Genomic DNA, 22028 nt, shown 5'->3' on the forward strand with positions numbered 1-22028 from the left:
TTAAAATGAATAAAATAAATTTAAATCGATTAAATATTTGATATCATTATATTTTCTTCATTTAGCGCTATTGCTTTTTAAAATTCGTCACCTTACTTTTTCTCTCAGTTTTAACGGCGGCAGCCTTGGACGAAAGGAAAAGCCATGGAGACGTTCGGAATTCACAACCCGGCGATAGCGCTGGCGACGATCGGTTTGGGACGCGCAAAAAGCGTCCGCTATAACCTTAGCGCCGCCTCCCTTTATGAAGAAGCGATTCGCCGCGGTGAAGCCGAACTCACGGCCCAAGGCGCCCTTCGTGCTCTGACAGGACAGCATACCGGCCGCTCGCCACGCGACAAATTCGTCGTCCGCGATGCCAATACGGACGGCGAAATCTGGTGGGACAACAACAAGCCGATGTCGCCGGAGCATTTTGCCTTGCTGCATCAAGATATGCTGGCGCATGCCGTCGGCAAGGAGCTTTTCGCTCAGGACCTGATCGGCGGCGCCGACAAGAACTACGCGCTGCCGACGCGTGTCGTGACGGAATTTGCCTGGCACTCGCTTTTCATCCGCAATCTTCTGATCCGTCCGGAGCTTTCTGCCCTTGCATCCTTCGTGCCGAAACTGACGATCATCGATCTGCCGAGCTTCAAGGCTGATCCGGAGCGCCACGGCTGCCGCAGTGAAACGGTGATTGCATGTGATCTCACGAACGGCCTCGTTCTGATTGGCGGCACCTCTTATGCCGGCGAGATGAAGAAATCCGTCTTCACCGTGCTTAACTACTTGCTTCCAGCAACCGGTGTCATGCCAATGCATTGCTCGGCGAATGCCGGCCCGGATGGTGATTCTGCGGTTTTCTTCGGCCTCTCCGGCACCGGCAAGACGACGCTCTCTGCTGATCCGACGCGTACGTTGATCGGAGACGACGAGCATGGCTGGGGCGAAAATGGCATCTTCAACTTCGAAGGCGGCTGCTATGCCAAGACGATCCGCCTTTCGGCGGAAGCGGAGCCGGAAATCTATGCGACGACGCAGCGTTTCGGCACGGTGCTTGAAAACGTGGTGCTCAACGAACTGCGTGAGCCGGATTTCGACGACGGTTCGCTGACGGAAAACACCCGCTGCGCCTATCCGCTTGATTTCATTCCCAATGCCTCGAAGACAGGCCTCGCCGCGCATCCAAAGACGATCATCATGCTAACGGCAGATGCTTTCGGCGTCATGCCGCCGATCGCGCGTCTGACGCCGGATCAGGCCATGTATCACTTCCTTTCCGGCTATACCGCAAAGGTCGCCGGCACGGAGAAGGGAGTGACGGAGCCGGAAGCGACATTCTCGACCTGCTTCGGTGCGCCGTTCATGCCGCGTCATCCGACTGAATATGGCAATCTCTTGAAGCAGCTGATTGGCCGCCATGGTGTTGATTGCTGGCTGGTCAACACGGGCTGGACGGGCGGCGCATACGGCACCGGCAAGCGCATGCCGATCAAGGCAACGCGCGCCTTACTGTCGGCAGCTCTCTCCGGCGAACTGGCCAAGGCAGAGTTCCGCATTGATCCGAATTTTGGTTTCGCAGTGCCCGTTGCTGTCGCTGGCGTCGAAACCAGCATTCTCGATCCGCGCTCCACGTGGGCCAACGGGGCGGCATATGACGTTCAGGCAGAAAAGCTCGTCTCAATGTTCATTTCGAACTTCGCGAAGTTCGAGGCACATGTTGATGGCGGCGTGCGCGATGCGGCACCCGGTATCAAGGCCGCTGCCGAATAGGCCACAAGACATTGATGATTCACGTGAAACCCGGCGACCTCGCCGGGTTTTTCTTTGCATGTTTTAAAAATCCTGCCGATATGAGATAGAAGCGCATGGCTAGCGACGCGCTCTATATCAACGACAGGATTACCATCGCTGGATGGGAGCTGACGGAACAGTTCGTTCTGGCTGGCGGTCCCGGCGGCCAGAATGTCAACAAGGTTTCGACCGCCGTCCAGCTGTTCTTCAACATCGTGAATTCCCCCTCGCTTCCCGACCGTGTCAAGACGAATGCCACGAAGCTGGCGGGCAAACGCATGTCAAAAGAAGGCGCGCTGATGATCGAGGCAAGTCGTTTTCGCAGCCAGGATCGCAATCGCGAGGATGCGCGGGAACGCCTCAAGGACTTGATCCTCGAAGCCGCCAAGCCGCCACCGCCACCGCGCAGGAAAACAAAGCCGACCAAAGGCTCGATCGAACGCCGCCTGAAGGAGAAATCCGGGCGGGCCGAAGTGAAGAAGATGCGCAGCCGTCCTGGCGGAGAATGATATGCCGCAGCTTTCGAATGGCGTTCGTCATTTCCCCGAGTACCTTGACCGTGCCCGGCAGGAAGGACTCGTCGAAATGATTCGCTCCATCGTCGCCGAAGCCCCGCTTTTCGTGCCCGTGATGCCGGGAACGGGCAGGCCGATGTCGGTGCGGATGACCAATTGTGGACCGCTCGGCTGGGTCACGGACAAGGAGCGCGGCTACCGTTATCAATCGACGCATCCGGTCACTGGCATGCCATGGCCGGCAATGCCGGAGGTGCTTCTCGACATCTGGAACGATGTTTCCGGTTACGGAAAACCTCCGCAGGCTTGCCTGATCAATTTCTATTCCGACGATGCAAAAATGGGCCTGCATCAAGACAGGGACGAGCGGGATCTGACGGCGCCCGTGGTCTCGATCTCTCTCGGCAACAACTGCCTCTTCCGCGTTGGCGGGCTTTCCCGCACCGACCGCACGAAGTCGATCAAACTCACCAGCGGCGACATCGTGGTGCTTGGGGGCGAAGGGCGTCTGTGCTTTCACGGCGTCGACCGCATCTATCCGGCGACATCGACGCTGCTCAAGAATGGCGGGCGGATCAACCTGACGTTAAGGCGTGTCGATCCGTGAATCCGGCTAAAGTTTCCTGAGCGCGACCTGCTCGATAAGGTGGTTCTCGCCTTTGCGCAGGATCAAATCAGCGCGTGGGCGGGTCGGCAGGATGTTCTGCCGGAGATTCTTCAGGTTGATGTTGGCCCAGAGCCCCTCCGCGATCGAAAGCGCTTCTTTCTCGCTGATCGACGCATAGCGATGGAAATAGGAATTCGGATCACGGAAGGCGGTTTCGCGCAGGCGCATGAAGCGTGTGACGTACCAGTTGTGGATCAGTTCTTCTTCGGCATCGATGTAGATCGAGAAATCGAAGAAGTCGGAAACCATCGGCACGATCTTGCCGTCGGCAGGAAGGTCACGCGACTGCAGAACGTTGATGCCTTCGAACACCAGGATGTCTGGCCGGTCGATGATCGTGTATTCGTTCGGAACGACGTCATAGACAAGGTGAGAATAAACGGGGGCTTTTACATTCGGCTGCCCGGCCTTGATCGCGGAGAGAAATTTCAGGATGGCGCCTGTGTCGTAGCTTTCCGGAAAGCCTTTGCGCTGCATCAGGTTTTCGCGTTCGAGTACCGCGTTCGGATGCAGGAAGCCGTCCGTCGTGATCAGGTCGACTTTTGGGCTCGACGGCCAGCGCCGCAGGAGCTCCTTCAAGATACGCGCGGTCGTCGATTTGCCGACGGCGACAGAGCCGGCGATACCGATGACAAAGGGCGTTTTTGTCACGTCGGACAGGGTCAGGAATCGGTTGCGCTGCTCGAAGAGCAATTGCGATGATTCGACGTGTGAAGAAAGCAGACGCGACAGCGAGAGGTAGATGCGCCGGACTTCGTCGAGATCGACCGGATCACCCATCGAGCGCAGTCTCGCGACTTCCTCGGCCGTTAGCGTGAGCGGCGTGTCGGCGCGGAACTTCGCCCATTCCTCGGAAGAAAAGAAATTGTAGGGCGAATAGGAATTCGCCTGGAAGTGATCGAGCGCTTCTGGCGCCCCAAGAATTTGCGTCGCGATACTCATCAACTCTACCGGCTGGCCTTTTCCTTGAGGCCGGATTGAGCGGTACGTCGCTCAAGTTCCGCCATTACATCCTGCAACGGAATGCCTGCTATCTTCAATACGACCAAAAGGTGATAGAGGAGGTCGGCCGTCTCGTAGGTAAGATTGTCGCGATCGTCGGTCACGGCAGCCATAACGGCTTCAATGGCTTCTTCGCCGAGTTTCTTCGCGGCCTTCTGCTGCCCGGCGGCAACGAGCTTTGCCGTCCAGGATTCATCCGGTGGGGCCTTCGACCGTTCGTCGACGATTTTTTCCAGATCGGAAAGGGAAAATCCGGTCATTCTGTCACTTTCAATCAGTCGAGGCGCATCGCGATGCCGTGCGAAGACATATAGTGTTTCGCTTCGCCGACGGAATAGGTGCCGAAGTGGAAGATAGATGCAGCAAGCACGGCATTGGCATGGCCATCCTTCACGCCCGCGACCAAGTCGTCGAGATCGCCGACCCCGCCCGAAGCGATGACGGGCACGCGGACGGAATCGGCGATCGCCCGGGTGAGTTCAAGATCGTAGCCGGCTTTCGTACCGTCGCGATCCATGGAAGTGACCAGAAGCTCCCCGGCCCCGCGCGCAACCATCTTCTGCGCAAATTCCAAGGCATCGATGCCGGTCGCATTGCGTCCGCCGTGGGTATAGATTTCCCAGGCGCTCAAGTTGTCCTGGCCAACGGCTTGGGTGCGGCGCCGCTTGGCGTCGATCGAAACGACGATGCATTGGTCGCCGAACTTGTCAGCCGCTTCGGCGACGAAATCCGGGTTGTTCACCGCCGCTGAGTTGATCGAAACCTTGTCGGCACCGCAAAGAAGTAGCTTGCGGATATCGGCGAGGCTGCGCACGCCGCCGCCGACGGTCAGCGGCATGAAGCACTGCTCGGCAGTGCGGGAAACGACGTCAAAAATGGTTTCGCGGTTGTCGGAAGAAGCCGTGATGTCGAGGAAGCAGAGTTCGTCGGCGCCGGCTGCATCATAGGCTTTCGCAGCCTCGACCGGATCGCCGGCATCAATCAGATTGACGAAATTGACGCCCTTGACGACACGGCCGTCCTTGACGTCGAGGCAGGGGATGACGCGGGCTTTCAGGGTCATTGTGCATTATCCTTTTGCCGCGCCGCCTTGATCAGCGCCAAGGCTTCCTTGGGGTCGATACGCCCATCATACAGCGCGCGGCCGGAGATGGCACCTTCCAGCTTGCGGGCGTCGGGCTGCAGCATGCGCTTCACATCCCGGATCGAAGCGAGCCCGCCCGAGGCGATCACCGGGATCGAAACGGCATCGGCAAGCTCCAGCGTCGAGGCCCAGTTGATGCCGGTCAGGATCCCGTCGCGATCGATATCCGTGTATATGATCGCCGCGACGCCGGCACCTTCGAATTTCCTGGCAAGTTCGATGACGCCAAGCTCGGACGCTTCCGCCCAACCTTCGACGGCAACCTTACCGCCTTTCGCATCGATACCAACGGCAACGCGGCCGGGAAACTGCTTGCAGGCTTCGATAACAAGCGCCGGATCGCGAACGGCGATCGTGCCGAGGATCACGCGGGTCAGGCCACGTACCAGCCAGCTTTCGATATGGGCAAGCGTCCGGATGCCGCCACCGAGCTGCACCGGGTTCGTCGTTGCCTTGAGGATTGCATCGACAGCGGCTCCATTGACGCTCTCGCCAGCAAAGGCACCGTTGAGGTCAACGACATGAAGCCATTCGAAGCCCTGATCCTCGAAGGTTTTCGCCTGCGCGGCAGGGTCGGGGTTGTAGACCGTTGCCTGCTCCATGTCGCCGAGCTTCAGGCGAACGCAGTGGCCGTCCTTCAGGTCAATGGCGGGAAATAATATCATGTGATTCAGTCCTTGCAGGTTGCGCGAGCCTAAGGCTTCCAGCGCAGGAAATTGGTGATCAGGGCAAGACCAAGCTTCTGGCTTTTTTCCGGATGGAATTGCGAACCGGCCATATTGTCGCGTCCGACGAAGGCCGTCATCGGCCCGCCATACTCTGTCGTCGCAATGACGTCACCGGCGTTCCTGGCGGCCAAATGGTAGGAATGCACAAAATAGGCATGCAGACCATCAGGCCCTGTCGGAATGCCTTCGAAGAGCGGATGCGGATGCTTGAGGTCGAGCGTGTTCCAGCCGATCTGCGGTATCTTGAGATCGGGATCGTTGGGGTTCATTTCGACGACGTCGCCAGGAATCCAGCCAAAACCTCGCGTCACCGTCTTTTCGAGGCCGCGTGACGACATCAGTTGCATGCCGACACAGATGCCGAGGAAGGGCCGAGCCTTCCTTTCGACCGCTTCGATCAGCGCCTCGGCCAGGCCGGGAACAGCATCGAGCCCGTGGCGGCAATCGGCATAGGCACCGACGCCCGGCAGAACGATGCGGTCGGCCGACGCGACATTGTCGGCCTTGTCCGTCAGGTCGATATGCGCGTCGATGCCTGCCTCGCGCGCTGCACGCTCAAAGGCCTTTGTTGCCGAGCGCAGATTGCCCGAGCCGTAGTCGATAATTGCGACGCGCATTAGCGTCCTCCGTTAAACCCAAAGAGACCAAGCGAAGTCGTATTGCCGTTGCGGCGGGGGGAAGGCGGATGTCGCTCCCATTCCGGCGCGGGCATGCTGTCGCCATCTGCATTGGTCTCAAAATTCGAAAAGTAGATCTCTTCTGCGGTCGCAAGCGAATCCGCGGTGATCACGGCTTCCTCGTTCCAGCCTTTGGAAGCGAGATTTCGGATCCGCAGGTTCTGGCCCTCGAAACCGGCCAGAATGCAGGTACCAATTGTGATCGCAAAACCTGCCGGCCAGAGCCCGGGCCGATCCATAAGAACACCGCCCAGGCCTTGAAGCAGGAATGCTGCAATCGCATGGAGCCAAAGCCGGTGCGCAAGAAGCCATAGCCAGGGGAAAAGAAAGCCGAGCAGGGTGAAGCCGTCGCGGATGACGCGCGTCTTCTCATGGGTGACATCCGTTCCGCCCGGAGGCGTCAGAACCAGATAGCTGGAAGTCATATCGTTCAAGCTCCCTGAAGGGGCTCAGACGAGCGTGCCCTTCGTCGAGGGAACACGGCCCGCCTGTCTCGGATCGATCTCTGTCGCCATGCGCAGCGCGCGGGCAACGGCCTTGAAGCAGGTCTCTGCAATATGATGGTTGTTGGCACCATATTGGTTCAAGATATGCAAGGTGATGCCGGCGTTCTGCGCCAGTGCTTGGAAGAATTCGCGGACAAGTTCGGTGTCGAAGGCGCCGATCTTCGGCGCGCTGAAGGCGACATTCCAGACCAGGAACGGACGACCGGAAAGATCGACAGCAGCTTTCGTCATCGTCTCGTCCATGGCAAGGTCGATCGAAGCATAGCGGGTGATGCCGCGGCGGTCGCCGAGCGCTTTTGCAATCGCCTGGCCTATCGCGATCCCGGTATCTTCGACTGTGTGGTGATCGTCGATATGCAGGTCGCCCTTCGTTTCGATGTCCATGTCGATCAGTGAGTGTCGCGAAAGCTGGTCTAGCATATGGTCGAAGAAGCCGACGCCCGTCGAAATCTTGGCTTTGCCGCTGCCGTCAAGATTGACGGAAACGGAAACCGAAGTCTCTTTCGTCTTGCGGGAAACACTGCCCGTGCGGCTTGCTGCAGTATCGGCCATATGGCTGCTCCATCGGGAATGACGGCCGTTCCTTATCAGGCGTTCCATAAAATATCCAGAAGCGCACCGGCAGAAAAACCCGCCCATTTGCAATCGCCATCGGCAAACTTACATAGGGCTCACAGGGGCCGGTGAGCGGCTCGGCGTAACGCCCGCTGATCCGGGCAAGGATGTTTTGATGACAACGATTATTACAATTCGAAAGGGCGGCAAGGTGGTGATGGCCGGTGACGGCCAGGTCAGCCTCGGTCAGACCGTTATGAAGGGCAATGCCCGCAAGGTGCGGCGTATTGGCAAGGGCGAGGTCATTGCCGGTTTCGCGGGCGCGACCGCGGACGCCTTTACGCTGCTCGAGCGCCTTGAAAAGAAGCTCGAACAATATCCGGGCCAACTGATGCGCGCAGCCGTCGAACTCGCCAAGGACTGGCGCACGGACAAGTATCTTCGCAACCTCGAAGCCATGATGCTGGTCGCAGACAAATCGATAACACTGGCAGTCACCGGCAACGGCGATGTTCTGGAGCCTGAGCATGGCGCTACGGCGATCGGCTCCGGCGGCAACTTCGCCTTGGCGGCAGCGCGTGCCCTGATGGATACGGACAAGTCCGCAGAAGAGGTCGCTCGCCGAGCGCTGGATATCGCAGCCGACATCTGCGTCTATACGAACCACAACGTGGTGATGGAAACACTGGATGCTGAAAGCTAAGCCTGTCTCGCGATATCGTTTCCGCGACGTCTGCCGCGAGGATCTCCCGCTTCTGGCGCAATGGCTTACGGAGCCGCATGTCGCGAGATGGTGGGGCGAACCTGCAACGGAGCTTGGTTCGATCGAAGAGGCAATGACGAGTAAGGAAACCCGGCCGATGATCGTGGAACTGGACGGAAAGCCTATAGGCTATCTGCAAAGTTACGATCCTCATCTCGAGGAGGGCCATCCCTATCGCGATCAGCCGAAGGGTACGCTCGGCATCGACATTTCGATCGGTATCCCGGAACTGACGGGCAAAGGCCACGGTGCTGCGATCATCCGCAAGCTTGCGTCCGAGCTTTTTGCAGGTGGCGCCACGCGCATCGTGATCGATCCGGATCCTGAAAACGTTCAGGCGATCAGGGCTTACGAGAAGGCGGGCTTTCGCTACGTCGATAAAAGAACTTCCATTTACGGTCCGGCCCATTTCATGGCACTGGACGCACCCGGAGAAACGGAATTACCATGACCACCTTTTCCCCTCGCGAGATCGTTTCCGAACTCGACCGCTACATTATCGGTCAGCATGAGGCCAAGCGCGCCGTGGCGATCGCGCTCCGCAACCGCTGGCGCCGCCAGCAGCTCGATCCAAGCCTGCGCGACGAAGTGATGCCCAAGAATATCCTGATGATCGGCCCGACCGGCGTCGGCAAAACGGAGATTTCGCGCCGTCTTGCCAAACTTGCCGGTGCGCCTTTCATCAAGGTCGAGGCGACCAAGTTCACCGAGGTCGGCTATGTCGGCCGCGATGTCGAACAGATCATCCGCGACCTCGTCGAGATCGGCATCGGGCTCGCGCGCGACAAGAAGCGCGCCGAGGTCGAATCGAAGGCGCATATGAGCGCCGAGGAACGTGTGCTTGATGCCCTTGTCGGGTCTACCGCTTCTCCTGCCACGCGTGACAGCTTCCGCAAGAAGCTGCGCAATGGCGAACTGGACGATAAGGAGATTGATATCGAGGTTGCCGATAGCGGCGCGGGCATGGGCGGCTTTGAAATCCCCGGCATGCCCGGTGCCAATATCGGTGTTCTCAACATCTCGGAAATGTTCGGCAAGGCGCTGGGCGGGCGTACCAAAAAGGTCCGCACCACTGTTAAAGCCTCCTATACCGATCTGATCCGGGACGAGTCCGACAAGCTGATCGACAACGAAGTCATCCAGCGCGAAGCCGTGCGTGCTGTCGAGAATGACGGCATCGTCTTCCTCGATGAGATCGACAAGATTGCAGCGCGCGACGGCGGGATGGGTGCCGGCGTGTCGCGCGAGGGGGTGCAGCGCGATTTGCTACCGCTCGTCGAAGGAACGACTGTCTCCACGAAGTACGGGCCGGTGAAGACCGACCACGTTCTTTTCATCGCCTCGGGCGCCTTCCATGTCTCGAAGCCTTCCGATCTCTTGCCGGAATTGCAGGGCCGCCTGCCGATCCGTGTCGAACTTCGTCCGCTGACCAAGGAAGACTTTCGCCGTATCCTGACAGAAACCGAGGCAAGCCTGATCCGCCAGTATCGCGCGCTCATGGAAACAGAGAACCTGAACCTCGAATTTACCGACGACGCGATTGATGCCTTGGCCGATGTCGCCGTCCATCTGAACTCATCGGTCGAAAACATCGGCGCTCGCAGGCTGCAGACCGTGATGGAACGTGTGTTGGACGACATCTCGTTTAATGCCCCGGATCGCGGCGGTTCGGCGGTGAAGATCGACTCCGCCTATGTGCGTGAGCATGTCGGCGATCTGGCGCAGAACACGGACCTCTCGCGTTTCATCCTGTGATATTGCCGCATCGGTCGAAACCTTTGCGGGTTTCGCGCCGGATTTCGGCAGTCTGAACTCTCGACAGCGGGCCTTTTACTACTTAGTGAAGGCCCGTTTTGTTTGTGGACGCGGCTTTATTCGGCCAAGATTCTGGTCCAGTCAGCGCGCTTCGCCATGAAGACGATATAATAGCCAGAGGACGGAATAGCTGATCGTGCGACGCCTTTTGACATGCCTCCTGATCGCCGTTGCGGCACTTACATCCGTGCCCGCCCATGCGATGCAGGTCGTGCCGCCCGGCAACCGCAACGTCGAGCAGCCTGCGGTCCCTGGCGCATCCGTCCGCCGCACCAAGGGTACCAAGACGACCTTCGATCGCAAGTATGAGAAGGTTTATGAGCTACTCTCCACCGATCACGAGCTGATGAGCAAGATCAGGAAGACGGCGGCCGCTTACGGCATTGAACCCATCCACATCATCGGGGCCATCGTCGGCGAGCACACCTATAACGTCGACGCCTATGACCGCCTTCAATCCTATTACGTCAAGGCCGCTTCCTACGCCGGCGAGAGCTTCCGTTTTGCCTATGAAGGCGAGGATGTCGACACCTTCGTCGATCGTCCACAGTTTGCCGAGTGCAACGGCAAGCGCGATTCCTATCTGCTTTGGAGCTGCCGTGAGGATGTCTGGGAAAGCGAGTTCCGCGGCAGGACCGTCGGCGGCAAGAGCTTCCCGAACAACCGCTTCAGCGCCGTGTTCTTCCAGCCGTTTTATGCCGGTCAAACCTTCGGTCTCGGCCAGGTGAACCCGCTGACGGCATTGATGCTGTCGGATCTGGTCAGCCGTGTTTCCGGCTATCCGAGACTGAACGAAAAGGATGCCGGCGCCGTTTACCGCGCCATCATGGAGCCGGATATCTCGCTCGCGTTCGTTGCGGCCTCCATCCGCCAGTCGATAGATGATTACAAGCAGATTACCGGCATGGATATTTCGAACAATCCCGGCCTGACCGCCACGCTTTACAATGTCGGCAATTCGCGCCAGCGCGCATCGGCTCTTGCCGCGAGGAACCAGGTCGCAGGTGCGATAGTCTGGCCGGAGGAGAATTATTACGGCTGGCTGATCAACGACAAGCTGGACGAGCTTGAGGGCCTGCTCTAACGTTCGCCTGGCGGGAGGCTATAATCTTCCGCGAAAGGCTTTGCCATGGATATGCGACCGGAACCGTTTGTTCCACCCGCGCCGCTGCCGCGCTCCGTGCCACCGTCGCGGCTGGAGATCATCCGCACGATCTTTCGCAATCCCTTGGAGCTTTGGGGCGAGCCGTCCTACACACTTCCCTGGATCAAGGACCGCTTCTTCGGCGACAGCACGATCATCGTCAACGATCCCGCCCTCATTAAATATGTGCTGGTCGATAACACCGCGAACTACCGCATGTCGGATATCCGCCAGCTCATATTGCGCCCCATATTGCGCGATGGATTGCTGACGGCTGAAGGCGAGGTCTGGAAGCGGACGCGGAAAGCGGTTGCCCCCGTCTTCACGCCCCGCCACGCCAACGGCTTTGCCGCGCAGATGCTGCAGCAGTCCGAGGCGTATGTGCATAAGTACGAGGCGGCGGGAAGCGAAGGCCGGGTATTCGAAATCGCCAGCGATATGACGGAGCTCACCTTTGCAATCCTTGCCGATACGCTGTTTTCCGGTGAAATCGTCACATCCTCGGACAGCTTCGCTGACGATGTGAACGCGCTTCTGCACCGCATGGGCCGCGTCGACCCCATGGATCTCCTGCGAGCGCCGAGTTGGGTGCCGCGGGTGACGCGGGTCGGCGGCCGGAAGGTTCTCGACAAGTTCCGCAACATGGTGCGCGAAACGATGGACGCCAGGCTCCGGCGCATGGCTGCCGATCGCGCCTCGGCGCCCGAAGATTTTCTGACTCTGCTGCTCGACCGGGCATCGGCGGGCGGCCTCACCAATGAAGAAATCGAAGACAATATCCTGACGTTCATCGGCGCTGGTCATGAAACGACGGCGCGGGCGCTCGCCTGGACGCTATATTGCGTGGCGAACAGCCCGCATATCCGCGATGGGATGGAGGAAGAGATCGGCCGCGTTCTTGCAAGCGGCGCCGAGCCCGTCGAATGGCTCGATCTGATGCCCCTCACGCGCGCCGCCTTCGAGGAGGCCCTGCGGCTCTATCCGCCGGCGCCGTCGATCAACCGTGCGGCGATCGCTGACGACAGCTGGACAGATGCCAAAGGCGAGAAGGTCGAGATCCATGCCGGCATGACGGTGCTCATCATGCCCTGGACCCTGCACCGGCATGAGCTCTACTGGGACAAGCCGCGCGCCTATATGCCCGAGCGCTTTTTTCCGGAAAACCGCGGCAAGATCGGCCGGTTCCAGTTCCTGCCATTCGGCGCCGGTCCGCGTGTTTGCATCGGCGCCACCTTCGCCCTGCAGGAAGCGGTCATTGCGCTGGCCGTATTGATGAGCCGTTTCCGCTTCGACGTGACGGAGAAGACCAATCCTTGGCCGGTGCAGAAACTGACGACCCAGCCCCAGAACGGTCTGCCGATGCGTGTCACCGCGCGCACTGTTTCCTCATGGGCATAAATCTTTCGAACTATTGCAGAATTGACTATGAATGAAAGCGGCGCAAAGTGAACAGTATGTGAAAACGCCGCCGTCTGCGGGAGGAGAATTGTATGCGCCGCATTGAAAAGAACGGTCTTTTCGTCGAAACCGTCCTTCATGATTTCATCGTCAATGAAGTGCTTCCCGACCTTCGGGTTGATGCGGATGCATTTTTCGCCGGCTTTTCAGCAATCGTTCATGATCTCGCGCCGAAGAACCGCGAACTGCTTCTGAAGCGCGACCATCTCCAGCAGCAGATTGACGACTGGTACCGCAAGAATGGCGCGCCGACAGACTTGGATGCCCATCAGGCATTTCTGCGCGAAATAGGCTATCTGCTGCCGGAAGGCTCTGATTTCCAGGTTTCGACCAACAATGTCGATCCCGAGATCGCCTCGATTGCCGGGCCGCAACTCGTCGTCCCGGTCATGAATGCGCGTTACGCGTTGAACGCCGCAAATGCGCGCTGGGGCTCGCTCTACGACGCGCTTTACGGCACGGATGCCATTCCCGAAAGCGACGGCGCGGAAAAAGGCAAGGGCTACAATCCGAAGCGCGGCGAAAGGGTCATCGCCTGGGTTCGCGACTTTCTGGACGGCGCCGCTCCGCTCGAAGGCGCGCGTTGGAAGGATGCTGCTGCCTTTAAGGTGGACAGCGGCAATCTCGCGATCACCTTGACAGATGGCGAAAGACTGGCCCTCAGGGATAATCGGCATTTTGCCGGCTACCGAGGAAATGCCGAAGCGCCGACACATCTTCTCTTGAAAAACAACGGCATTCACATCGAGATTGTCATCGATGCCTCGACGCCGATCGGAAAGAACGATCCGGCGCATGTTTCCGATGTCTGGCTCGAATCAGCGATCACGACGATAATGGACTGCGAGGATTCGATTGCTGCCGTCGATGCCGAGGACAAAGTCGTCGTCTATCGCAACTGGCTGGGCCTCATGAAGGGCGACCTGCAGGAGGAAGTAACCAAGGGCGGCTCGACCTTCATCCGCAAGCTCAATCCTGACATCACCTATCAGGCGCCGGACGGCTCCGCCTTTGATTTGCATCGCCGCTCGCTGATGCTCGTCCGTAATGTCGGCCACCTGATGACGAATCCGGCTATCCTCGACCGTGACGGTCGCGAAGTTCCCGAAGGCATGATGGATGCCGCCATTACCGGCCTGATCGCGCTTTACGATATCGGTCCCAACGGCCGCCGCAAGAACTCGCGCACCGGCTCGATGTATATCGTCAAGCCGAAGATGCATGGGCCTGAGGAAGTGGCGTTCGCCGTCGAGATTTTCTCACGCGTCGAAGAACTTCTCGGCATGCCGAAGAACACGATGAAGATGGGAATCATGGATGAGGAGCGCCGCACGACGGTAAATCTCAAGGAATGCATTCGTGCTGCCCGCGAGCGCGTCGTCTTTATCAATACAGGCTTCCTCGACCGTACTGGAGACGAGATCCATACCTCGATGGAAGCAGGCCCGATGATCCGCAAGGGCGACATGAAGCAGGCGGCATGGATATCGGCCTACGAGAACTGGAACGTCGATATCGGCCTCGAATGCGGCCTGTCCGGTCACGCGCAGATCGGCAAGGGCATGTGGGCGATGCCAGACCTGATGGCGGCTATGCTGGAGCAGAAGATCGCCCACCCGAAGGCCGGTGCCAACACCGCCTGGGTTCCCTCGCCAACTGCAGCGACACTGCACGCGACGCATTATCACCGGATCAACGTGGCCGACGTTCAGCGCGGACTGAAGGATCGCGCCCGTGCCAAGCTCTCCGATATCCTTTCCGTTCCAGTTGCCGCCCGGCCGAACTGGACGACGGAGGAAATCCAGCGAGAACTCGACAACAATGCGCAGGGTATCCTCGGCTACGTCGTCCGTTGGGTCGATCAGGGCATCGGCTGCTCGAAGGTGCCGGACATCAACAATGTCGGGCTGATGGAAGACCGCGCAACGCTTCGCATTTCCGCTCAGCACATAGCCAACTGGCTGCACCACAAGGTCGTCAGTGAAGCACAGGTCATCGAGACGATGAAGCGCATGGCCGCGGTCGTCGATCAACAGAATGCCGGCGATCCTGCCTATATGCCGATGGCGGAGAATTTCGACCGCTCGGTGGCCTTCCAGGCTGCCGTCGATCTCGTCTTGAAGGGCAGGGAACAGCCGAGCGGCTACACGGAGCCGGTCCTTCATCGCCGCCGTCTCGAGCTCAAAGGCAGGCAGGCCGCATAAGGCTCATGATCAAACAAAAAGGCCACCGTAAGAAAATTCCGGTGGCCTTTTTTATACCGAATTCGCTTTCTAGCTTACTGGATAACGATGACCTTGGTCGCCTTGCCTGGGCGTACGCGGCTGTAAAGGTCGATCACGTCCTGGTTCATCAGGCGGATGCAGCCGGACGAAGCTGCGGTGCCGATGGAGGCCCATTCGGGCGTGCCGTGAAGGCGGAAAAGGGTATCCTGGCCCTTTTCGTTGAAGAGATACATGGCGCGTGCGCCGAGCGGATTGGTGAGACCCGGGCCCATGCCGTCCTCAACGTACTTTGCAATGTCGGGCTTGCGGACAGCCATTTCCTTCGGCGGATGCCAGGTCGGCCATTCCTGCTTCCAGGCGACATAGGCCGTGCCGGCCCATGCGAAGCCCTGCTTGCCGACGCCGATGCCGTAGCGCATCGCCTTGCCGCCCGGCAGGATGTAGTAAAGGTGGCGCTCGCGGGTGTTGACGATGATCGTACCCGGACGCTCGGTCGTCTCGTAGGAAACAATCTGTCGGCGGAACTCCGGCTTGACGCGCTGGATCGGGATCGCGGGCAGGGCGTATCCGGCATCCGTCCTCACGCCGTAGGCATCATCGAAGATTTGTGCCGTCTGGACAGTCGGGCCGGCGGCCTTGTCTTCGAGGGAAGCGCGATCGGAATTGGTAGAGCAGCCGGCCAGAGCGAGGGTCGCCATTAGGCCGAATACAGGGAATGCATTTCGGATGCGCATGAATATCTCTTTAGGATTGGCAGTGAGGAAACGGTCTTGGAACCATCTTTGATTATGGTTTATTTTCGATTAACTTCGTCTTTGCAAGATGTTGCAGTGCGGCGAGAGTTACCGGCAGCGGCAAATTAGAACCGCATGGTTTTTTTGCAACAACGGGCGATACGTCCTCACGGTTATCCATGACGATTTTGAGCGTTTACAATAACAATCCGTTAATAGATGGCCGGCAATCGGACAGAGCCATGCTCGTGCGCCGCGGGACTCAGATATTACTTCACGACATGCGCCATGCGGTTCTGCCTGAACTGCCGCTGGCGAGCGGCCGGCGCGCCGATTTGATTACCATTTCGGAAAAAGGCGAAATCTGGATCATCGAGATCAAAACCTCGATCGAGGATTTCCGCGTTGATCGCAAGTGGCCCGAATACCGGCTGCATTGCGACCGACTGTTCTTTGCGACGCACAAGGATGTACCGCTTGATATCTTCCCGGAGGAATGCGGACTGTTTCTGTCCGACGGCTATGGCGCGCATATGATCCGCGAAGCACCCGAACATCGGCTTGCGCCGGCAACCCGCAAATCGGTCACACTGAATTTCTCCCGCGCCGCCGCGCAGAGATTGATGCTGGCTGAATGGGCGAATGGCAAGCCGCTTGCCACCGACGATATCTAACAGCGGCTACTTCGGGGCGCGTTTTGCGAGAATTCGCTGTAGCGTGCGGCGGTGCATGTTGAGCCGCCGCGCCGTCTCGGAGACGTTGCGCTCGCACATTTCATAGACGCGCTGGATATGCTCCCAGCGAACCCGGTCGGCCGACATCGGGTTTTCCGGAAGCTCCGCCTTCTCGCCCGGCCGTTGCGTCAAAGCTGCGAATACGTCGTCCGCATCGGCAGGCTTGGCGAGATAGTCGACGGCCCCGAGCTTCACGGCTGTCACTGCCGTTGCGATATTGCCGTAGCCCGTCAGCACGATGATCCGCGTATCGTCCCGGCGCTGGCGGATCGCCTCGATGACGTCGAGGCCGTTGCCATCACCGAGCCGCAGGTCGACCACCGCATATTTCGGCGGATGGCTCTTCGACTTGGCAACGCCCTCCGCAACCGATTCGGCGGTCTCGACCTGGAAGCCGCGTGTCTCCATCGCGCGTGCCAAACGTCGCAGAAAAGGCCCGTCGTCGTCGACAATCAAGAGGCTCGCATCGGGGCCAATATCGTGCTCGCCGGCGGCAAGGGTTTCGTGGCTTTGTTCGGTCATGGTCTTCGATCCTGGCGGTTTACGCCCACCTGATATTTGTCAGCTACGCATATCTTCATTATGCCGATAAAGTCATTTTGTCGAATTTGCATCGATGAGCATGCGCGGCCATTCGACACGGATACGCGCTCCTTCACTTTCCGGATCGCGGTTTTCAAAAACCAGCGTTGCACCGGAACGCTCAAGCAGCGTCTTGGCGATAAAGAGCCCGAGCCCAAGCCCGCCCGCAGTATCCTCTTTCTGCCTTTTGGTGACGTAAGGCTCGCCGATACGGGTGAGAATATCCGGTGCGTAGCCGTTGCCATCGTCCTCGATGACGATCAGAACCTTACTGGGGTCATGTTCGACGGTGACTGTTACTTTCTCGCGAGCATAATCGACGGCATTTTCGATGAGGTTGCCAAGCCCATACATGATCCCGGCATTGCGCTCCGTCACCGGTTCACCCTTGCGCGGGCTTTTTTCGATCAGCTCGACTTCAATCGGAAATTCGCGAAAAGGCGCAATGATCTCCTCCATCATCGAAGATAGCGGCAGGCGCCGCATATGGGCATCGCCCTCTGCAGAAAGACTCGTCAGCCGCTTCAGGATATCGCGGCAGCGTTCGCTCTGGCTGCGCAGCAGATGCACGTCTTCGCGGAACCGGTCGTCATCCTTCAGCTCGCGCTCCATTTCCTTTGCGACGACGCTGATCGTCGCAAGCGGCGTTCCGAGCTCATGTGCCGCCGCCGCCGCCAGGCCATCGAGTTGCGAGAGGTGCTTTTCCCTCTGCAGAACGAGTTCGGTTGCAGCCAGCGCATCCGCCAACTGGCTCGCTTCCATGGAAACGCGATAGGCATAGAAAGCTGCAAAGGCCATGGTCGAAGCGATCGAACACCAGACACCGAACTGCATGACGTTGTGCACATTGATCTCGGCGCCGTTGAACCATGGAAGCGGGAAGGGCGAGAAAGCGAGGATCGTGATGCAGACCATCGCAAAGACGATGAGGGCGACGCTGTAGCGGATCGGTTGGGAGGCAAAAGAAATGATGACCGGCACGCAGACGAGCGCCGCAAACGGGTTCGCCAGGCCGCCGGTGATGAACAGCAACGCGCAAAGCTGCAGAAGGTCAAGTCCAAGCAGCGCGAAGGCGGCTGGTGGTTGCAGGCGATGCGTTGGTGGATAGCGGATCGTCAGAAAGAAATTGACCAAGGCAAGCGCTGCAATCAACAAGCTGCTTGTAACCAGCGGCAACGGGAATTTCAGCCAAAAGGCGACGATGAAAACCGTCACCGCCTGTCCGCCGACCGCGAGCCAGCGCAAGCGTACCAGCGTCTGCAGGCGCAGCCTGCGGCTGCTGTGGCGGTTATCCTGAGGCTTGCTGTTGGCGTCATCGACCATGGCCGGCTCCTCGCACTGCTTATGTACCACGCGGCTTAACGCGTGTCGTCGGCAAGGCCTCCTCCGGCCGCTCCGGCCACGGATGCCGCGGGTAGCGGCCCCGGATGTCGGCGCGCACGTCTTTCCAGGAACCGGCCCAAAACCCCGGCAAGTCGCGCGTCGTCTGGATCGGCCGGTGCGCCGGCGACGTCAGTTCGAGAAGAAGCGGCAGCCGTCCGCCGCCGATCGCCGGATGCTGCTTCAATCCGAAAAGTTCCTGTACGCGAATCGTCAGCAGCGGCTCCTCGCCCTCGTATCGGATCGGATGCCGCTGACCCGTCGGCGCTTCGAAATGCGTCGGCGCCAGCCGGTTAAGGTCGCGTTGCAACTCGTGCGGCACAAGCGCCATCAGCCCGCTGGTGAGCGATCCGGCGGGAATATCCGAAAGCCCGCGTGCATCGCTCTGGTAGGGCGTGAACCAGTCGTCCAGCCGTTCCAATAACGCAGCGTCGCTGACATCCGGCCATGGCGCGCCGATCGTTCGATGCAGGAAGCCGATCCGCTCGCGCAGCTGGATAGCCTCCTTGGAAAAGGGCAGGGCGTCGAGTCCGAGTTGCCGTACGCCGTCCGCCAGTGCCGCGGCAACAGCCTCGCCCGTCGGCCGGGGCAGCGGCGTTTCATCGAAAACGATCGCCCCGAGCCTCGTCGCGCGCCGGGCGCGGATGCGTCTGGTCTGTAGATCGAAATAGGTCTGCTCGCCGGTCGTGATCAGACCTGGCAGCTCGGCTTCGACATCGCTGCGCGAAATCTCCGCCGCAGCCAGGATACGCGCTTGCGCCGCGCGCCCGGTCAGATCGGCGATCACCAACATCTGGCTGCCCGCCAGACGTTCCGTCTCCGGCAATTCGGCGCCACGGCCGTTTACCATCACGTATCGTCCCCGCCCGCCGCGCTGCAGGGCAATTCGATCCGGAAAGGCATGCAGTAGGAGCTGTCCGGCAAGCGGCGGCGTGCTTGAGGAAACCTTGTCGAGCCCGCGCGCCAGCCGTGCAGCAAGGCGCCGTGAAGCATCCGCCCTTTCGCCCTTCTCCGTCTTGAAGCGTCGCAAACGGTCCTCGATGTCGATGCTCGTACCGCCGAGGCCCTGCTCTGTCAGAAGAACGGCGAGCATCGCGGCTTCTTTTGCCTGCCCGCTTTCCCCGGCCGAAACCACCATGGCGGCCAGCCGCGGCGGCAGCGCAAGCTCGCGCATCGTTCGTCCACGCGCCGTTAAGGTTCTATCCCCGTCCAAAGCTCCAAGTTCCTGCAGTAGCGCGCGCGCCTCCTTCAGCGTCGTTTCCGGCGGCTGGTCGACGAAGGCAAGCGATGCCGGGTCCTGAACACCCCAATGCGCCAGATCGAGCACGAGACCGGAAAGATCGCTCGACAGGATTTGCGGCGGTGTAAAAGGAGCCAATGCGGCCGTCTGCCCCGGATGCCAGAGGCGGACCGCAATGCCGGGCTCCGTTCTGCCGGCGCGCCCGGCGCGCTGGTCGGCTGAAGCCTGCGACACGCGCGCAGTCTCCAACCGCGTGATGCCGGTCGAGGCTTCGAACACCGGCAGTCGCTGCAGCCCGCTGTCGATCACGATCCGTACGCCGTCGATGGTGATCGAGGTCTCCGCGATCGATGTGGCAAGCACGATCTTGCGCATTCCCTTAGCCGGCGGCCGGATAGCCGCATCCTGCTCCCTCTGACCAAGATTGCCGTAGAGAGGGGCGATCAGCGTATCCGTTCCGAACCGCCCCTCAAGCCTTTCCGCTGTTCGGGTGATCTCGGCTTGTCCAGGCAGGAAAGCGAGGATCGATCCCGTCTCATCCGCATGAGCCTCGAGGATTGCCCGTGTCACGGCATCCTCTATGCGCTCGCCGCCCGGCCGATCCCGATAGCGGATGTCGATCGGAAAACTCCGACCCATGCTTTCGATCACCGGCGGATGACCGAGAAGCACTGCGACACGCTCGACGTCAAGCGTTGCCGACATCACCAGAAGCCGTAGATCGTTACGCAGCGCCGACTGCACGTCGAGCGCCAATGCCAATCCAAAGTCTGCATCGAGCGAACGCTCGTGAAATTCGTCGAAAATGACCGCCGAAACGCCGGAGAGTTCCGGATCATCGAGGATCATGCGCGCAAACACCCCCTCGGTGACCACTTCGATCCGCGTCTTGCCGGAAATACGATTGTCGAGCCGCATGCGATAGCCGACCGTCTCGCCTACCTGTTCGCCGAGCAGAAAGGCCATGCGGCTCGCCGCAGCCCGCGCTGCCAGCCGCCGTGGCTCCAGCAGAATGATCCTGCCGTCATTGCGCCATGGTTGATTCAGCAGGTAAAGTGGCACAAGCGTGGTCTTCCCGGCGCCGGGTGGTGCGGAAAGAACGGCTCGCCCGCTTTCGGCAAGTGCGGCTCCGATTTCGGGCAGAACGTGAGAAACCGGAAGTTCCGGCAAAACAGGCATGCCAGTTATTTCCTGCCGGTGACGGTTTCATAGGCTAGGATTGCTCCCGCGAGGTCCTCGAGCGCGGCACCCACGGACTTGAAGAGCGTGATTTCTTCCGCCGCGCTGCGGCCGCTTCGCGTGCCGCGAACGAGCTCGGCGAGCTCGGCCTTGATCGCGTTCTCCTTGAGAACGCCGCTTTTAAGCGGCTGAACGATATCGCCCGCTTCCTTCATCGCACCAGCTCGCGTATCGACGAAGACGGACGCGCGGCGGATCGCCTCGTTGTCGCTCTCGCGCATGCTCGGCTTGAAGCCGCCGACGAGATCGAGATGCGCCCCGGGTTTCAGCCATTCGCCGCGAACGAGCGGCTCGCTTGAGAGTGTGCCGCAGGAGATGATGTCGGCGGCTCGCGCCGCCGTTTCGATATCGGAGACTGCTTTGGCGGGAAGTCCGAGCTCCCGCGCTTCGGCCGCAATCTTCTCCGCGCTCACAAGATTGCGTCCCCAGACATGTATATGTTTGATCGGCCGGACGGTGGCATGCGCCTGCAGCAGGTTAAGGGAGAGGCGACCCGTTCCGCAGACAAGCAGCTCGGCCGCATCCGGCCGCGCCAGATAGCGTGCCGCCAATGCGGAGGTCGCAGCCGTCCGCCGTGCCGTCAGCTCGCCACCGTCGATCGCCGCAAGCATTTCCCCCGTTGTGCCAGACGAAAGCAGATAGGTTCCGAAGATCGCAGGCAGCGCGCGCTTGGCGTTCCCCGGAAAAACCGAGACCATCTTCACGCCGGCGTAGCGCCCGGGCACCCAGGCAGGCATCAGCAACAGCGTCGCCTCCTCCTCGCCGGGAACCTCCATGTCGTGATGATGGCGCACCGGCATGACGCATTCCCCGGCAAACATCGCCGCGATCGCGTCGATAAGCTCCCCCCAGGGAAGCGCCGCGCGCGTCCGTTCTCCATCGAGGACAAGCATTCCGATCTCCATAGCCGAATATCCAGGACGCCAAACTAGCGATTGGCCGCGGCTGCGCAAGCGGATCTGGAAAGTGATGACGATGCTTCCTATATAAGGCAGGCACCCCAAATCGACGGCGTGACGGCGGATTCTGAAAAATGAATCTCTCTCGCTCCGGAATTGGACTGAAATTTGCTCGACTTTTGACTCTGCCTTAAAATCCCTAGTGAAAACAGTCTGTTACAAAAATGTCAAAAAAGTTGGATTGG

General features: G+C 59.7%; 22 protein-coding genes. 10 read left to right on the top strand and 12 right to left on the bottom strand.

Annotated features, from left to right (window positions below):
* Positions 1-144: 144 nt before the first annotated feature.
* From N2599_RS18235 to N2599_RS18245, 3 genes are all read left to right on the top strand, one after another.
* A complete protein-coding gene (locus N2599_RS18235) occupies positions 145-1755 on the top strand; it encodes a phosphoenolpyruvate carboxykinase (protein WP_027513438.1) in 1611 nt (536 codons plus the stop codon).
* Positions 1756-1850: 95 nt separating this feature from the next.
* Positions 1851-2285: an alternative ribosome rescue aminoacyl-tRNA hydrolase ArfB gene (gene arfB, locus N2599_RS18240; protein ID WP_027513437.1), complete on the top strand. Its 435-nt coding sequence runs from the start codon at positions 1851-1853 to the stop codon at positions 2283-2285.
* 1 nt (position 2286) lies between these two features.
* Positions 2287-2898 (top strand): alpha-ketoglutarate-dependent dioxygenase AlkB family protein, encoded by a 612-nt coding sequence (locus N2599_RS18245; protein ID WP_027513436.1) that lies wholly within the window; start codon positions 2287-2289, stop codon positions 2896-2898.
* Between the two features lie 6 nt (positions 2899-2904).
* Here N2599_RS18245 and coaA read toward each other — a convergent pair whose 3' ends face one another.
* Genes coaA through hisB form a run of 7 tightly spaced genes read right to left on the bottom strand, consistent with a single transcriptional unit; the run spans position 2905 to position 7567 of the window.
* Complete coding sequence (gene coaA, locus N2599_RS18250; RefSeq protein WP_027513435.1) at positions 2905-3900, bottom strand: type I pantothenate kinase; 996 nt, start codon at positions 3898-3900, stop codon at positions 2905-2907.
* Positions 3901-3905: 5 nt separating this feature from the next.
* Complete coding sequence (locus N2599_RS18255; RefSeq protein ID WP_027513434.1) at positions 3906-4220, bottom strand: phosphoribosyl-ATP diphosphatase; 315 nt, start codon at positions 4218-4220, stop codon at positions 3906-3908.
* Between the two features lie 14 nt (positions 4221-4234).
* Entirely contained in the window at positions 4235-5023 is a 789-nt protein-coding gene (gene hisF, locus N2599_RS18260) for an imidazole glycerol phosphate synthase subunit HisF (RefSeq protein WP_027513433.1), read from the bottom strand.
* Positions 5020-5769, bottom strand: coding sequence for a 1-(5-phosphoribosyl)-5-[(5-phosphoribosylamino)methylideneamino]imidazole-4-carboxamide isomerase (gene hisA, locus N2599_RS18265; protein ID WP_027513432.1), 750 nt, complete (start codon positions 5767-5769; stop codon positions 5020-5022). The genes hisF and hisA overlap by 4 nt, the downstream gene beginning before the upstream one ends.
* A 29-nt stretch (positions 5770-5798) precedes the next feature.
* Positions 5799-6449, bottom strand: coding sequence for an imidazole glycerol phosphate synthase subunit HisH (hisH, locus tag N2599_RS18270; protein WP_027513431.1), 651 nt, complete (start codon positions 6447-6449; stop codon positions 5799-5801).
* Positions 6449-6934 (bottom strand): DUF2628 domain-containing protein, encoded by a 486-nt coding sequence (locus N2599_RS18275; RefSeq protein ID WP_027513430.1) that lies wholly within the window; start codon positions 6932-6934, stop codon positions 6449-6451. Before N2599_RS18275 ends, hisH begins: the two co-directional genes overlap by 1 nt.
* Before the next feature lie 24 nt (positions 6935-6958).
* Complete coding sequence (gene hisB, locus N2599_RS18280; protein ID WP_027513429.1) at positions 6959-7567, bottom strand: imidazoleglycerol-phosphate dehydratase HisB; 609 nt, start codon at positions 7565-7567, stop codon at positions 6959-6961.
* Positions 7568-7745: 178 nt separating this feature from the next.
* On the opposite strand from hisB, the gene hslV reads away from it, so the two are divergent.
* The 6 genes from hslV to N2599_RS18310 all read left to right on the top strand — a co-directional run bounded on the left by hslV (position 7746) and on the right by N2599_RS18310 (position 14954).
* The gene (gene hslV / locus N2599_RS18285; RefSeq protein WP_027513428.1) at positions 7746-8273 is read left to right on the top strand and encodes an ATP-dependent protease subunit HslV; all 528 of its coding nucleotides are present in this window, start codon (positions 7746-7748) and stop codon (positions 8271-8273) included.
* The gene (locus tag N2599_RS18290; protein WP_027513427.1) at positions 8260-8784 is read left to right on the top strand and encodes a GNAT family N-acetyltransferase; all 525 of its coding nucleotides are present in this window, start codon (positions 8260-8262) and stop codon (positions 8782-8784) included. Before hslV ends, N2599_RS18290 begins: the two co-directional genes overlap by 14 nt.
* Positions 8781-10088: an ATP-dependent protease ATPase subunit HslU gene (gene hslU, locus N2599_RS18295; protein WP_027513426.1), complete on the top strand. Its 1308-nt coding sequence runs from the start codon at positions 8781-8783 to the stop codon at positions 10086-10088. Before N2599_RS18290 ends, hslU begins: the two co-directional genes overlap by 4 nt.
* A 196-nt stretch (positions 10089-10284) precedes the next feature.
* Entirely contained in the window at positions 10285-11232 is a 948-nt protein-coding gene (locus tag N2599_RS18300) for a DUF1402 family protein (protein ID WP_027513425.1), read from the top strand.
* Positions 11233-11277: 45 nt separating this feature from the next.
* Positions 11278-12690, top strand: coding sequence for a cytochrome P450 (locus tag N2599_RS18305; RefSeq protein ID WP_027513424.1), 1413 nt, complete (start codon positions 11278-11280; stop codon positions 12688-12690).
* Between the two features lie 92 nt (positions 12691-12782).
* On the top strand, positions 12783-14954 hold the full coding sequence (locus tag N2599_RS18310; protein WP_027513423.1) for a malate synthase G: 2172 nt from the start codon (positions 12783-12785) through the stop codon (positions 14952-14954).
* A gap of 74 nt (positions 14955-15028) precedes the next feature.
* Here the strand turns inward: N2599_RS18310 and N2599_RS18315 are convergent, their stop codons facing one another.
* On the bottom strand, positions 15029-15709 hold the full coding sequence (locus N2599_RS18315; protein WP_027513422.1) for a L,D-transpeptidase: 681 nt from the start codon (positions 15707-15709) through the stop codon (positions 15029-15031).
* A 179-nt stretch (positions 15710-15888) separates the two neighbouring features.
* Between N2599_RS18315 and N2599_RS18320 the strand changes: the two genes are divergently transcribed.
* On the top strand, positions 15889-16383 hold the full coding sequence (locus tag N2599_RS18320) for an MmcB family DNA repair protein (RefSeq protein ID WP_027513421.1): 495 nt from the start codon (positions 15889-15891) through the stop codon (positions 16381-16383).
* 6 nt (positions 16384-16389) lie between these two features.
* On the opposite strand, the gene N2599_RS18325 is transcribed toward N2599_RS18320, so the two are convergent.
* From N2599_RS18325 to lhpI, 4 genes are all read right to left on the bottom strand, one after another.
* Positions 16390-16965: an ActR/PrrA/RegA family redox response regulator transcription factor gene (locus N2599_RS18325; protein WP_027513420.1), complete on the bottom strand. Its 576-nt coding sequence runs from the start codon at positions 16963-16965 to the stop codon at positions 16390-16392.
* Positions 16966-17037: 72 nt separating this feature from the next.
* A complete protein-coding gene (locus tag N2599_RS18330) occupies positions 17038-18348 on the bottom strand; it encodes an ActS/PrrB/RegB family redox-sensitive histidine kinase (protein WP_027513419.1) in 1311 nt (436 codons plus the stop codon).
* A 19-nt stretch (positions 18349-18367) separates the two neighbouring features.
* The gene (hrpB, locus tag N2599_RS18335) at positions 18368-20824 is read right to left on the bottom strand and encodes an ATP-dependent helicase HrpB (protein WP_027513418.1); all 2457 of its coding nucleotides are present in this window, start codon (positions 20822-20824) and stop codon (positions 18368-18370) included.
* Positions 20825-20829: 5 nt separating this feature from the next.
* Positions 20830-21777, bottom strand: coding sequence for a bifunctional Delta(1)-pyrroline-2-carboxylate/Delta(1)-piperideine-2-carboxylate reductase (lhpI, locus tag N2599_RS18340; RefSeq protein WP_027513417.1), 948 nt, complete (start codon positions 21775-21777; stop codon positions 20830-20832).
* Positions 21778-22028 lie beyond the last annotated feature (251 nt).

It is taken from the genome of Rhizobium sullae (assembly GCF_025200715.1).
Lineage (GTDB): Bacteria > Pseudomonadota > Alphaproteobacteria > Rhizobiales > Rhizobiaceae > Rhizobium > Rhizobium sullae.